The 13,783-nt window shown below is 66.7% G+C and carries 11 protein-coding genes, 1 tRNA gene and 1 pseudogene; 10 read left to right on the top strand and 3 right to left on the bottom strand.

Annotated features, from left to right (window positions below):
• Positions 1 to 285: 285 nt before the first annotated feature.
• From H0X91_RS22550 to H0X91_RS22540, 3 genes are all read left to right on the top strand, one after another.
• Positions 286 to 2,595, top strand: a complete 2,310-nt coding sequence (locus H0X91_RS22550) for a DNA translocase FtsK (protein WP_006486612.1) — start codon at positions 286 to 288, stop codon at positions 2,593 to 2,595.
• Positions 2,596 to 2,641: 46 nt separating this feature from the next.
• A complete protein-coding gene (lolA, locus tag H0X91_RS22545) occupies positions 2,642 to 3,331 on the top strand; it encodes an outer membrane lipoprotein chaperone LolA (RefSeq protein WP_006486626.1) in 690 nt (229 codons plus the stop codon).
• A gap of 179 nt (positions 3,332 to 3,510) precedes the next feature.
• Positions 3,511 to 4,821 carry a replication-associated recombination protein A gene (locus tag H0X91_RS22540; protein ID WP_006486630.1) on the top strand — a complete coding sequence of 437 codons (1,311 nt, stop codon included), beginning with the start codon at positions 3,511 to 3,513 and terminating at the stop codon, positions 4,819 to 4,821.
• Between the two features lie 42 nt (positions 4,822 to 4,863).
• Here H0X91_RS22540 and H0X91_RS22535 read toward each other — a convergent pair whose 3' ends face one another.
• Positions 4,864 to 5,130 carry a DUF2164 domain-containing protein gene (locus H0X91_RS22535; protein WP_006486638.1) on the bottom strand — a complete coding sequence of 89 codons (267 nt, stop codon included), beginning with the start codon at positions 5,128 to 5,130 and terminating at the stop codon, positions 4,864 to 4,866.
• A gap of 248 nt (positions 5,131 to 5,378) precedes the next feature.
• Here H0X91_RS22535 and serS point away from each other — a divergent pair, with 248 nt between their 5' ends.
• Both serS and H0X91_RS22525 read left to right on the top strand, forming a co-directional pair.
• The gene (gene serS / locus H0X91_RS22530; protein WP_196433359.1) at positions 5,379 to 6,680 is read left to right on the top strand and encodes a serine--tRNA ligase; all 1,302 of its coding nucleotides are present in this window, start codon (positions 5,379 to 5,381) and stop codon (positions 6,678 to 6,680) included.
• Positions 6,681 to 6,796: 116 nt separating this feature from the next.
• A tRNA-Ser gene (locus H0X91_RS22525) sits at positions 6,797 to 6,887 on the top strand.
• Positions 6,888 to 7,121: 234 nt separating this feature from the next.
• Here H0X91_RS22525 and H0X91_RS22520 read toward each other — a convergent pair.
• A pseudogene (locus H0X91_RS22520) lies at positions 7,122 to 8,283 on the bottom strand (alkane 1-monooxygenase).
• A gap of 556 nt (positions 8,284 to 8,839) precedes the next feature.
• On the opposite strand from H0X91_RS22520, the gene H0X91_RS22515 reads away from it, so the two are divergent.
• The 5 genes from H0X91_RS22515 (at position 8,840) to H0X91_RS22495 (ending at position 12,122) form a co-directional block, all read left to right on the top strand.
• A complete protein-coding gene (locus H0X91_RS22515; protein ID WP_227739793.1) occupies positions 8,840 to 9,463 on the top strand; it encodes a GNAT family N-acetyltransferase in 624 nt (207 codons plus the stop codon).
• Between the two features lie 168 nt (positions 9,464 to 9,631).
• Complete coding sequence (gene minC, locus H0X91_RS22510) at positions 9,632 to 10,417, top strand: septum site-determining protein MinC (protein WP_006496586.1); 786 nt, start codon at positions 9,632 to 9,634, stop codon at positions 10,415 to 10,417.
• Between the two features lie 59 nt (positions 10,418 to 10,476).
• A complete protein-coding gene (gene minD / locus H0X91_RS22505) occupies positions 10,477 to 11,292 on the top strand; it encodes a septum site-determining protein MinD (protein ID WP_006486674.1) in 816 nt (271 codons plus the stop codon).
• Between the two features lie 12 nt (positions 11,293 to 11,304).
• The gene (gene minE / locus H0X91_RS22500; protein WP_006486661.1) at positions 11,305 to 11,559 is read left to right on the top strand and encodes a cell division topological specificity factor MinE; all 255 of its coding nucleotides are present in this window, start codon (positions 11,305 to 11,307) and stop codon (positions 11,557 to 11,559) included.
• A 161-nt stretch (positions 11,560 to 11,720) separates the two neighbouring features.
• Entirely contained in the window at positions 11,721 to 12,122 is a 402-nt protein-coding gene (locus tag H0X91_RS22495; protein WP_006486632.1) for a YXWGXW repeat-containing protein, read from the top strand.
• 116 nt (positions 12,123 to 12,238) lie between these two features.
• Here H0X91_RS22495 and H0X91_RS22490 read toward each other — a convergent pair.
• Positions 12,239 to 13,783: chloride channel protein (locus H0X91_RS22490; protein ID WP_196433358.1), on the bottom strand; the 1,545-nt coding region annotated here is incomplete at its 5' end.

Here is a 13,783-nt window from a genome sequence, read left to right as displayed (position 1 = left end):
AAAGGCCCCGTTGCTGCGCTGCCGAACGAGAGTTTCAATCGTGCCGATAGCGTTTCGCGGCGCCTCGCCCACACGGGGCCGCGGGCCGGACGGCAGGCGGCCGGGGTGGCGGCGCGTTGCCGCACGCGCGGACATCCGGCCGGCTTGCGGCCGTCGGCGGCGCCGGTTCGGCGCTCCGTCCCCGTGATGTAACCGTCATTTACACTTGGCGGCGCGGTGCAGCGTTTACAATAAGCGCGATCGAACGACAGGCGGGCGCACGGCCCGTCCTCTTTATACGGATTCATGGCAAAAGCTCCTTATTCCGCCCAGGCACAGGCGTTGCCGCACCGGATGTCGAAGCTCCTCACGGAGATCCGCTGGATTCTCCAGGTCGCGCTCTGCGCCTTTCTTGTGATGGCCCTGCTGAGCTACAGCCGGCGCGATCCGAGCTGGACGCACGCCGCCCAGGTCGATCACATCTCGAACTGGGCCGGCCGCGTCGGCGCGTGGACGGCCGACATCATCCTGCTGCTGTTCGGCCTGTCGGCCTACTGGCTGATCGTGCCGCTCGGGCGGCGCATCGCCGTCAACTACCGCCGCATCACGCGCCACGAGGCGATTCCCGACGAACCGGAGCGGCCGATCGGCTGGCTCACCGAAATCTTTGCGTTCGTGCTGGTCGTGCTCGCGTGCGACGGCATCGAGGCGCTGCGCATGTGGTCGCTGAAGGTGCAGTTGCCGCGTGCACCGGGCGGCGTCGTCGGCGAAGCCGTCGCGGGCGCGATGTCGCATGCGTTCGGCTTCACGGGCGGCACGCTGTTGCTGCTGATCGCGCTCGCGATCGGCCTGTCGCTGTATTTCCGCTTCTCGTGGCTGTCGGTCGCCGAGCGCGTCGGCGGTGCGATCCTGTCCGCCGTCAACGTCGCGAAGCTGCGCCGCGAGGCCGAGCGCGACCGCAAGCTCGGCGAGGCCGCGGCGGTGCGCCGCGAAGGCAAGGTCGAAGAGGAGCGCGTGCGCATCGAGGACCACGAGCCGGTGACGATCGTGCCGCCGGTCGTCACGCCGGCGAAGTCCGAGCGCGTCGAGCGCGAGCGCCAGGTGCCGCTGTTTACCGACCTGCCGGGCGATTCGACGCTGCCGCCGGTGTCGCTGCTCGACCCCGCGCCGAAGACGCAGGAAGCGATTTCCGCCGATACGCTCGAATTCACGTCGCGCCTGATCGAGAAGAAGCTGAAGGACTTCGGCGTCGAGGCGAGCGTCGTCGCCGCGTATCCGGGCCCGGTCGTCACGCGCTACGAGATCGAGCCGGCCACCGGCGTGAAGGGCAGCCAGATCGTCAACCTCGCAAAGGATCTCGCGCGTTCGCTGTCGCTCGTGTCGATCCGCGTCGTCGAGACGATTCCCGGCAAGAACTACATGGCGCTCGAGCTGCCGAACCAGCGCCGCCAGACGGTGCACCTGTCCGAGATCATCGGCTCCGAGGTGTATGCGGCCGCGTCGTCGGCGCTGACGCTGAGCCTCGGCAAGGACATCGGCGGCAAGCCGGTGTGCGCGGATCTCGCGAAGATGCCGCACCTGCTGGTGGCCGGTACGACCGGCTCGGGCAAGTCGGTCGGGATCAACGCGATGATCCTGTCGCTGTTGTACAAGGCGACCGCCGAGCAGGTGCGCCTGATCCTGATCGATCCGAAGATGCTCGAAATGAGCGTCTACGAAGGCATTCCGCACCTGCTGTGCCCGGTCGTCACCGACATGCGCCAGGCCGGCCATGCGCTGAACTGGACCGTCGCGGAGATGGAGCGCCGCTACAAGCTGATGAGCAAGCTCGGCGTGCGCAACCTCGCGGGCTACAACAACAAGATCGACGACGCGGCGAAGCGCGAGGAGAAGATCCCGAACCCGTTCAGCCTGACGCCGGAAGATCCCGAGCCGCTCGGCCGCCTGCCGAACATCGTCGTCGTGATCGACGAGCTGGCCGACCTGATGATGGTCGTCGGCAAGAAGGTCGAGGAACTGATCGCGCGGATCGCGCAGAAGGCACGTGCGGCCGGCATCCACCTGATCCTCGCGACCCAGCGTCCGTCGGTCGACGTGATTACCGGCCTGATCAAGGCGAACGTGCCGACGCGGATCGCGTTCCAGGTGTCGTCGAAGATCGACTCGCGCACGATTCTCGACCAGATGGGCGCCGAATCGCTGCTCGGGATGGGCGACATGCTGTACCTGCCGCCGGGCACCGGGCTGCCGGTGCGCGTGCACGGCGCGTTCGTCGCCGACGACGAAGTGCATCGCGTCGTCGAGAAGCTCAAGGAGCAGGGCGAGCCGAACTACGTCGAGGGCCTGCTCGAAGGCGGCACCGCCGACGGCGACGAGGGCTCGGCCGGCGCGGGAACCGGCGAAGGCGGCGGCGAGTCTGATCCGCTGTACGACCAGGCGGTCGAGATCGTCATCAAGAACCGCCGCGCGTCGATCTCGCTCGTGCAGCGTCACCTGCGGATCGGCTACAACCGCGCGGCGCGGCTGCTCGAGCAGATGGAGCAGTCGGGGCTCGTGTCGGCGATGTCGTCGAGCGGCAACCGCGAAATTCTTGTGCCGGCGCGCGACGCGGAATGAGTCCGCGGCGCCCGCAGCGCCGGCCACCCAGGGAGAAAACCGCAATATGCAGCAACTTTCGTTCGTCCCTTTCCTTCGTTCGACGCGGCGCTGGCTCGGCGCGGCGCTCGCCGGCGCATCGCTGATGCTCGCGGCGACGCACGCGTTCGCGGGCGGCACCGAGCAACTGAAGGCCTTCGTGTCGCAGGTGCGTTCGGCGAAGGGCGATTTCACGCAGCAGATCGTCAAGGCGCCGGCCAAGGGCGCGAGCGCCGCACAGGCCGCACCGAAGCCCACCGACAATTCGAGCGGCACGTTCGTGTTCGCGCGTCCGGGCAAGTTCATCTGGACGTACCAGAAGCCGTACCAGCAGGTGCTGCAGGCCGACGGCGACAAGCTCTACGTGTACGACCGCGACCTGAACCAAGTCACCGAGCGCAAGCTGAACGGCGCGCTGGGCGCGAGCCCCGCCGCGATCCTGTTCGGCAGCAACGATCTCGACAAGAACTACACGCTGCGCGATGCCGGCGAGAAGGGCGGCATCGAGTGGCTCGAGATGCTGCCGAAGGCGCAGGACACGCAGTTCCAGCGGATCGGCATCGGCTTCCGCAACGGCACGCTCGCCGCGATGGAGCTGCACGACGTGTTCGGCAACGTCACGCTCTTGACCTTCACGAACATCCAGACGAACCCGGCGCTGAAGGGCGATACGTTCAAGTTCGTCGTGCCGAAGGGCGCGGACGTGATCAACGGCTGACCGGCGCCGCGCGCCGTTCTCCTGCAACGGGCCTGCCGGCGACGGCAGGCCCGTGTCGTTTCCGGGCGCGGGTAACAGGCGTGGGCATCCCCGGGCCCGGCGGCGCGCTCGCGCGGCTGTCATAATGTCGGGTCCGGCGGCCGGTTCGGCCGCTATCGTTTGATGTGGAGCGAGGGTTCATGTCCGACCTGTTTCAAGTCGAGCCGCGCCGCCCGCTCGCCGAGGCGCTGCGGCCCAAAACGCTCGCCGAGGTGATCGGCCAGACGCATTTGCTGGGCGAAGGCAAGCCGCTGCGGCTCGCGTTCGAATCGGGCAAGCCGCATTCGATGATCCTGTGGGGGCCGCCCGGCGTCGGCAAGACGACGCTCGCACGGCTCACCGCGCTCGCGTTCGACTGCGAGTTCATCGCGCTGTCCGCGGTGCTCGGCGGCGTGAAGGACATCCGCGAGTCGATGGAGCAGGCGAAGGACACGCTGAACCGCACCGGTCGCCACACGATCCTGTTCGTCGACGAGATCCACCGGTTCAACAAGGGGCAGCAGGACGCGCTGCTGCCGTTCGTCGAGTCGGGTCTCGTCACCTTCATCGGCGCGACGACCGAAAACCCGAGTTTCGAAGTCAATTCGGCGTTGCTGTCGCGCGCGCAGGTGTACGTGCTGAAATCGTTGAACGACGACGAGATGCGTCAGTTGCTCAAGCGCGCGCAGGAAATCGCGCTCGACGGCCTCGCGTTCGACGACAAGGCGATCGACACGCTGGTCGGCTACGCGGACGGCGACGCGCGCCGCTTTCTGAACCTGCTCGAACAGGCGCAGACGGCGGCGACGTCGGCCGGGGTCGCGACGATCGATGCCGATTTCGTCAGCAGCGCGATGACGCTGAACGCGCGGCGCTTCGACAAGGGCGGCGACAACTTCTACGACCAGATTTCGGCGCTGCACAAGTCGGTCCGCGGCTCGAGCCCGGACGGCGCGCTGTACTGGTTCTGCCGGATGATCGACGGCGGCGCGGATCCGAAGTATCTCGCGCGGCGCATCGTGCGGATGGCGTGGGAAGACATCGGGCTGGCCGACCCGCGCGCGTTGCAGGTGGCGAACGACGCGGCCGAGACCTACGAACGGCTCGGCTCGCCGGAAGGCGAACTCGCGCTCGGGCAGGCCGTGATCTATCTCGCGTGCGCGGCGAAGAGCAACGCCGGCTACAACGCGTTCAACCAGGCGATGGCGTTCGTGAAGCAGGACAAGTCGCGCGAGGTGCCCGTGCACCTGCGCAATGCGCCGACCAAGCTGATGAAGGAACTCGGCTACGGCCACGCGTATCGTTACGCGCACGACGAGCCGAATGCGTACGCGGCCGGCGAGACGTACCTGCCGGACGGGATGCGCGAGCCGCGCTGGTATCAGCCGGTGCCGCGCGGGCTCGAATCGAAGATCGCCGAGAAGCTCGCCTGGCTGCGCGAGCTCGATCGCGAAGCCGGCAAGAAGGACTGACGAGGCCGCGCGGGCCGGTTCGGCCTGCGCCTCGCGGACGCGTCAGCGCTTGCGGCCCGGCTGCTGCTTCCAGTATTCGAACGGTTCTTCGTGGCATTCGATGTCCAGTTCGGCGATCCGCGCGTGCAGGCGCTCCTGCGCGTCGGCGATCGCGAGGTTGTAGATCGCCGGCGCGATTTCCTGGACGAAGAAATGCAGCAGCGCGCCGGCCTGGATGTTGCCGATCGGCTCGTCCATGTTTTCTGTGAAATAACGTTGCAGCGACGCGATCGCACGGTCGCGTACATCCTTGTCGAGTTCGATGGTCATCGGATTCTCTGGCGTGCTGTGATACGGAGCCGGCGCGCCGCCTGAATCGGTTGGCGCCAGCCGGCGCGGGCGGTTTGCGATCCGCCATGGCGCGTCGCGCGGCAATTCGCCGGCCGCCGACGCGCAGACCGGCAATGCGATACTGCCATGCTCGCCCCATTTGCGGCATTGTCCGTCCGGACGGTGCCGTGGCGGCCGCGCGGTGCGTTAGAATTCCCGTCTTACACAACGATTTTCCAAGTCCTCCCATGCTCGACATCCAGTTGCTGCGCAAAGACCTCGACGGCGTCGCCAAGCGCCTCGCCGATCGCGGCTACACCCTCGACGTCGCCGCGTTCTCCGCACTCGAAGCGGAACGCCGCGCGATCCAGACCCACACCGAAGAGCTCCAGGCGCGCCGCAACAGCCTGTCGAAGCAGATCGGCGCGATGAAGGGGAAGGGCGAGGACACGTCGGTCGTGATGGCCGAAGTCAGCGGGATCGGCGACGACATGAAGGCGTCGGAAGCCAAGCTCGGCGAGATCCAGGCGCGCCTGTCCGACCTGATGCTGGGCATGCCGAACGTCGCGCACGAAAGCGTGCCGGTCGGCAAGGACGAAGCCGACAACGTCGAGGTGCGCCGCTGGGGCACGCCGCGCCAGTTCGACTTCGAGGTGAAGGATCACGTCGACGTCGGCACGCCGCTCGGCCTCGATTTCGAGACGGGCGCGAAGCTCGCCGGTGCGCGCTTCACGATGCTGCGCGGCCCGATCGCGCGCCTGCACCGCGCCCTCGCGCAGTTCATGATCGACACGCACACGCAGCAGCACGGCTATACCGAAACGTACACGCCGTACATCGTGAACCCGGAGATCCTGTACGGCACGGGCCAGTTGCCGAAGTTCGCGGACGACATGTTCCGCGTCGAGAAGGGCGGCGCGGAAAACACGGTCACGCAATACCTGATCTCCACGTCCGAGATTTCGCTGACGAACACCGTGCGCGAGTCGATCGTCGACGGCGCCGCGCTGCCGATCAAGCTCACCGCGCATTCCCCGTGCTTCCGCTCGGAAGCCGGTTCGTACGGCCGCGACACGCGCGGGATGATCCGTCAGCACCAGTTCGACAAGGTCGAGATGGTGCAGGTCGTCGCGCCGGAAACGTCGTACGCGGCGCTCGACGAGATGGTCGGCCACGCGGAAGCGATCCTGCAGAAGCTCGGCCTGCCGTACCGCGTGATCACGCTGTGCACGGGCGACATGGGCTTCTCGGCCGCGAAGACGTTCGACCTCGAGGTGTGGCTGCCCGCGCAGAACACCTATCGCGAGATCTCGAGCTGCTCGAACACCGAGGCGTTCCAGGCGCGCCGGATGCAGGCGCGCTTCCGCAACGCGCAGGGCAAGCCGGAGCTCGTGCATACGCTGAACGGTTCGGGTCTGGCGGTCGGCCGCACGCTCGTCGCGGTGCTGGAGAACTACCAGAACGCGGACGGCTCGGTCACGGTGCCGGAAGTACTGCGTCCGTACATGGGCGGCATGGAGCGGATCGACGCGCCGGCACAGACCTCGTAACGCGGGTCTTTCGAAGCCCTCGCAAAAAATTTGCAGAAAGGGCTTGTCAGCCGCGAAGTGATCGTCTTATAATCTTTTTCTCGCGGAAACGACCAGCCGCGAAATGCAGTAAGGAAGGAGAGGTGGCAGAGTGGTCGAATGTACCTGACTCGAAATCAGGCGTACGGTTTCCCCGTACCGTGGGTTCGAATCCCACCCTCTCCGCCAAAATACGAAGCCCCTTGATCCGGCAGGATCAAGGGGTTTTTCGTTTTGGGCCGGCGGCGCGCCCGCATCGGGTCGCATCTTCGATGCAGCCCGGCTGCTTGATGAACACCATCGCCCCGTGACGAACCGGTCGTCGGAAGTCCTGACAGTCGTTGCATGGCTGCCGCACCGCGCACGCGTGCAAAACCGGCAGCCGGTGCGCCCACCAGTTTCTACGCAGCCCTCACAGAACCATCACGCCGCCGCCGGATACTGCGCCAGCACCCTGTCGCGGATCGACGGCTTGATGTTCGACATGCGCCATGTCGCCGCGATAGTGGGCGACGACGCGCGGGTTCATCACGCGATACCAGAGCGGCGGCACGTACGCGAACAGGATCATCGTCGCGTAGCCGGCCGGCAATTGCGGCGCATCGTCGAAGTGGCGCAGCGCCTGGTACGAGCGCGTCGGATTCGCGTGATGGTCGGCGTGTCGCTGCAACTGGTACAGGAACAGGTTCGTGACGACGTGATTGCTGTTCCACGAATGCTGCGGCGTGCAGCGTTCGTAGCGGCCGCTCGGCAGCTTGCGACGGCCCAGCCCGTAGTGCTCGACGTAGTTCACGACTTCGAGCAGCGACGCGCCGTAGACGGCCTGGATCACGAGGAACGGAATCACGACCTTGCCGGCCATCGCGATCGCGATGCCCCACACGACGGCGGTCATCGCCCACGCGTGCAGCACTTCGTTGCGCCAGGTCCACGGCGACTGTCCGAGCCGTTCGAGGCGCGCCTTTTCGAGCCGCCACGCCGAGCGGATGCTGCCGGTCACCGTGCGCGGCAGGAACGCCCAGAACGACTCGCCGTAGCGCGCGCTCGCCGGATCCTCGGCCGTCGCGACGCGCACGTGATGGCCGCGGTTGTGCTCGACGTAGAAGTGGCCGTACGCGACCGGCGCGAGCGTGATCTTCGCGAGCCAGCGTTCGAAGCGGTCGGTCTTGTGCCCGAGTTCGTGCGCGGTATTGATCGAGATCCCGGTCGCGGCGCCGAGCGACAGCGCGAAGCCGACATAGTCGTACCACGCGAGCGCATGCGTGCCGACGATCCACACGCACATGAAGAACGCGACGTATTCGACGAAGGTCGCGAGATAGACGATGTACCGGTAATAGCGCTCGCGTTCGAGATGCGGCACGACGGCCTCGGGCGGATTGTCGCGATCGTCGCCGATCAGCGTGTCGAGGATCGGGATCACGCCGAACGCGAACAGCGGGCCGAACCACCAGAACACATGCAGGCCCGTCGACAGCGCGAGCTGTGCAGCGAGGATCGGCAGCGTGATCGTCAGCGCGCCGAGCAGCCACAGGTAACGCTTGCCATCCGACCAGCCCGAAGCCGATTCGTCGGTCATTGCCATTGTCTCCCTCCAGTCGGCCGGCCCGCCGACGGCCGCATGCAAGATTGTTCGAATCCTCGTGGTCCGCGGCGTGCGCGGCGGCCTCCGGATCGTCGCCCGGTTCTGCCTGTTATACGACCGGTGCGCGCGCTTGCCAAACCCCGGCGCTAGGCGCGTCGCTCCAAACGGCGTGGTGCGCGCACCGCGCGCCGGGAAGGGCCGACACGCGCCGATTGAAACATGCAGGCGAGGGCGGATCGACCCGCACGGAGCGTCGCGTTCGTCGGATGAATGGCCCGGCGCGCGGCGAGCGCATGCCGGGTGATGGGGCTGCAACAAATGTTGCGTCGCAATAAAGACGGTGACGAAGGATTGGCACAGCGTGTTTTTCGTTTGCTTATATTACGCAGCATTACGGCCGCCGCGCGGCCATTCAGCGCGACTTGAAACCGGGTGGCCATGCATGGCAAGGAGAACGGGGCGATGCGCCAAATGAGGACGGCACGTTCACCGTCCGACAGCCTGCGTCAATGCCCCGATGCTGCACCTGCACACCGATCGGCGCGTGTCGTCGCTGATGACACCTGCTGCCTTTCGATCCGCGCCGCCATTTGAAAATTACGATTTGACTCATGCCCCGCTTTCGGTTGAAGCTAATAGCTTGCTGTCCGAAGGGGGCTGTGCCTGCATGAGTTCGACCTTGACCGTTCGTCGTATCGCTGCCGATCAGGGCGGCGTGTATCGCGAACTCCGCGCTGCATCGCTGCGTGAGCCCTACGCGCCCGGCGAAGCGCCGGAGGCCGAATTGCTGACCGTCGAAGCGGACGCAGCGTCGGCGATCGCCGCGCAGCGCGCCGTGTCCGACGAGTCGACGACTTTCCTGCTGTACACCGAAGGCCATCCGGCCGGCATGATCGGCGCGTATTTCGACAACACGCCCGATCGGCGCGCGTTCGTCAGCGAACTGTGGGTCGCGCACGCGGTGCGTCACCTGCGCGGCGGCGTGCTGCTGCTGGAGACGGCCACCGCGTGGCTCGCCGAGCGCGGCGCCACCGACGTCTACGCGTGGATCGCCGATGCGAACCGCAACGCGATCCGCTTCTACGAGCGCGCGGGTTTCGGCAACACCGGCGAACATGCGCCGATCGCCCGGATGCCCGGCGCGATGAAATCGCTGTTCGTATCGCAGGTGAAGCACTGACGCGACGCCGAAACGCCAGCCGCGCGGCGCGATGACAGCCCGGTCGCCCGCCTGCCTGCCCTCTGCCGGTCGCGCGTCCGCCCGGGCCGCCGCGACCCCGAGTCCCAAAAATAATGGCTGCACGCGTGGACGCCTGTAAAATACGCAAAAATTTTTTGCAGAGTGTCCATGTCGCTTAAAAAATCGCCATTCTTCGAGCTGCGCAGCGGATCGGTCGATACGTTGCTGTTCACCGTGAAGACGACCGATCTCGATGCGTTGCGTACCGAACTGGTCAAGCGCTTCGAAGCGACTCCCGAGTTTTTCGCCGACGATGTCGTCGCGATCGACGTCCGCCGCCTGGCTGACGGCGAACGCGTCGCGCTCGCGGACATCCGCCAGATGCTGAACGACGTGCGGATGCGTCCGGTGGGCGTCGTCGCACTGGCAACGCAGGGCTGGGCGGGGGAAGCCGGCCTGCCGTTGCTGGAGGCGCGCGATCGCCGCGCGCCGGCCGCGAAACCTGCGGACGAAGCGGAACCGGCGGCTGTGCCAGCCGTCGAGGCCGCCGCCGCTCCGGCAGCCGCAGCGGCGCCCGAACAGTCGTCGGATCCCGCGCCGACGCTCTTGCAGGCCGGTGGCCAGACGCTGGTGATCGACCGGCCGTTGCGTTCGGGGCAGCAGATTTACGCGAAAGGAGACCTCGTGGTGCTCGCGCCGGTCAGTCACGGCGCGGAAATCATCGCGGAAGGCAATATCCACATCTACGCGCCGTTGCGCGGCCGCGCCCTCGCGGGCGTGCACGGCAATCACGACGCGCGCATTTTCTGCACGTGTCTCGAACCGGAACTGATTTCGATCGCGGGTATCTATCGAACGACCGAGAACCCGCTGCCCGCCGACGTACTGGGCAAATCGGTGCAGATCCGGCTCGAAGAGGAAAAACTGATGATCGAACCGCTGCGCCTGACGTGATTCACGCGGTGCGCTCCGGATCGGTCGGCTCTCATTGACGAACACAGGGTATTGGGTAAATGGCAAAAATCATCGTGGTGACCTCGGGCAAGGGCGGCGTGGGCAAGACGACGACGAGCGCGAGCTTCGCGTCGGGTCTCGCGCTGCGCGGCCACAAGACGGCCGTGATCGACTTCGACGTCGGCCTGCGCAACCTCGATCTCATCATGGGCTGCGAGCGTCGCGTCGTGTATGACCTCGTGAACGTGATCCAGGGCGAAGCGAACCTGAACCAGGCGCTGATCAAGGACAAGAAGTGCGAGAACCTGTTCATCCTGCCGGCGTCGCAGACGCGCGACAAGGATGCGCTGACGCGCGACGGCGTCGAGAAGGTGCTGAACGACCTCGTCGCGATGGATTTCGAATACATCGTCTGCGATTCGCCGGCCGGTATCGAGGCCGGCGCGCTGCACGCGATGTACTTCGCCGATGAAGCGCTGATCGTCACGAACCCGGAAGTGTCGTCGGTGCGCGACTCGGACCGCATTCTCGGCATCCTGTCGTCGAAGACGAAACGCGCGACGGAAGGCAAGGAGCCGATCAAGGAACACCTGCTGATCACGCGTTACAGCCCGAAGCGCGTGAGCGAAGGCGAGATGCTGTCGCTCGAGGACATCAGCGAGATCCTGCGCATCAAGCTGATCGGCGTGGTGCCCGAGTCGGAAGCCGTGCTGCACGCGTCGAACCAGGGTCTGCCGGCCGTGCATATCGACGGCACCGACGTCGCGGAAGCGTACAAGGACGTCGTCTCGCGCTTCCTCGGCGAGGACAAGCCGCTGCGCTTCACCGATTACCAGAAGCCGGGCCTGCTGCAGCGCCTCTTCGGCAGCAAGTAACGGAGGCCGCCCATGTCCATCCTTTCGTTTCTCCTCGGCGAGAAGAAGAAGTCCGCATCGGTCGCGAAGGAGCGCCTGCAGCTCATCATCGCGCACGAGCGGGTCGGCGGCCGGCCGCCGGCCGATTACCTGCCGGCGCTGCAGAAAGAGCTGGTCGCGGTCATCTCGAAGTACGTCCATATTTCGAACGATGACATCCGCGTGAGCCTCGAGCGCCAGGACGATCTCGAAGTCCTCGAAGTGAAGATCGAGATCCCGCAAGCCTGACGCTTGGCGCGTGTCCCTCCGCACGGCGGCGTCCGCCGCCGTGCGCGTCTTACGCCCTGTTGCATTTTCGGGCACGCCGTAACACGGCGCCTGTCGGCCGTAATCGACCTTCCCGCATTGAACGAATACGCTCGCGTGACTTGTTCAACCAGGAGGTTCCGATGGCTGTCCCTACCGTTTCCCGTCGTATCGTTTCGCTCGCGCTGTTCGCCGCGGGCCTGTCGGCCGTCGTCGCCCCGTTTGCCGCGCAGGCCGACGAGATTCTCGTCGGCACGCCCGTGGTCGCGCCGCAGGGCCGCATGGTGATCGCGGAGCCGGTCGCCGTGCGCACCGAGGAAATCGTCGTCGTCGCGCCGAATGCGCCGCCGCCCGTGCGCTACGAGGTCGTACCGGCCATGCGCGTGGGCTATGTGTGGGAGCGCGGACACTGGCGCTGGGATCATGGCCGCTACGTGTGGATCGGCGGCCACTGGGAAACCGAGCGCGTCGGCATGCAATGGGTGCCGGGGCATTGGGACCAGCGCGGTCCGAACTGGTTCTGGACGCGTGGCCACTGGGCCTGATGGAGGCGCGCGATGAAAAGAACCGCAATCGCCATCGTGCTCGTCGCGATCACGCTGGCCGGGTGCATCGTCGTGCCGGCGCGGCCGGTCTACTACCGGCCGGCGCCCGTCGTGATCTATTGAGCGTCGCGCGGGCCGTGCTGTTGCGCCGGACCGTTCGCGTCGGTCGCAGCCGGTCCGGCATCGTGCGGCGCCGGCGCATGCGCGGCGCTGTCGGCTGCCGCAGCGGCGGCCGGCTCGCTGCCATCTTCGTCGCGCAGCGTGTCGAGCGGATCGGCGGGGGCCGCGTTCGCGTCCTGGGGTTCGGTCACATCGGTCACGTTGCTCGCAGCGGACGCAGCGGTTGCCGCGGCCGGTGCGGCGGCCGCGACGGGCGGCGCGAGATAGCGCTGCGCGAGCGTTTCGTAGAGCGGCGGCGCGAAAAAGCGCGAGACGCGGCTCGATACCAGTGCGGTCGCCATCAGCGAAATCACGAGCGCATGACCGTTGATCATTTCCATCACGATCACGAACGACGTGATCGGCGACTGCGTGACGGCGGCCAGATAGCCGACCATCGCGAGCGCGATCAGCATCGGCAGGCTCATGTTGGTGAACACCGCATGCAGCAGATTGCCGAAGCCGGCGCCGATCGACAGCGACGGCGCGAAGATCCCGCCCGGGATGCCCGGCAGGTACGACGCGACCATCGACACCATCTTCAGGAACGGATAGAACACCGACAACTGCTGGCTGCCGTCGAGCAGGCCGCGCGCTTCGGCGTAGCCGCTGCCGAACGTCGTGCCGCCGGACACGAGCCCCACGACGGCGATCGCGAAGCCGCACAGCGCGGCGAACGTGACCGGCCGCTCGCGATACAGGCCCAGCAGTTGCGCGGGCAGCCAACGCCCCGTGTTGAGCAGCAGCCAGCAGAACAGGCCGCCCGCGATGCCCGTCACGATCGCGGTGACCAGCACCGCGACCGCCAGCAGTTTCGGGAAATGGAGGCCCGTGTCGATGGTGCCGAAATACGTGTAGTTGCCGTTCAGGCCGAGCGCGACCACGCCGGCGAGGATGATCGCGGTGATCAATACGCCGCTGGCGCGCGCGGAGAAGCTGCGGGTCAGCTCCTCGATCGCGAACACGATGCCGGCGAGCGGCGTATTGAATGCGGCCGACAGCCCGGCCGCCGCGCCGGCCAGCACCAGCTGGCGTTCGATCTGCGCGTTCGAGCGCGGGTAGAAGCGCCGCAGGTTGAACATCAGCGCCGCGCCGACCTGTACCGTCGGCCCTTCGCGACCGATCGTGAAGCCGCCGAGGATGCCGAGGAACGAGATCAGTACCTTGCCGAACAGGATGCGCAGCGTCAGCAGCCGGGCGCCGAATGCGCTCGGGCGCGCATGCAGCGTCGCGATCACCTGCGGGATGCCGCTGCCCTCGGCGCCGCGGAAGAAACGGCGCGTGACCCACACCGACATCGCGGCGATCGCCGGCGTCAGCAGCAGCGGCAGCCAGACGGCGTGATCGCGCATCGCGCGGAAAGTCTCGTAGCCCCAGTCGATCAACCGGGCGTACAGTACGGCGGCGAGGCCGACGACGATCGCGCCGAGCCAGAAAACACCATATTGGCGCCAGATTCGCAGCGAGCGGCGGGTGAGGGCGGGGAACAGCGAGGGAAGGGC

Source organism: Burkholderia sp. 9777_1386, assembly GCF_015712265.1.
Taxonomy (GTDB): domain Bacteria; phylum Pseudomonadota; class Gammaproteobacteria; order Burkholderiales; family Burkholderiaceae; genus Burkholderia; species Burkholderia cenocepacia.
Note: the sequence above shows the minus strand (reverse complement) of the source record. Positions and strands in the feature narration are given on the sequence as shown.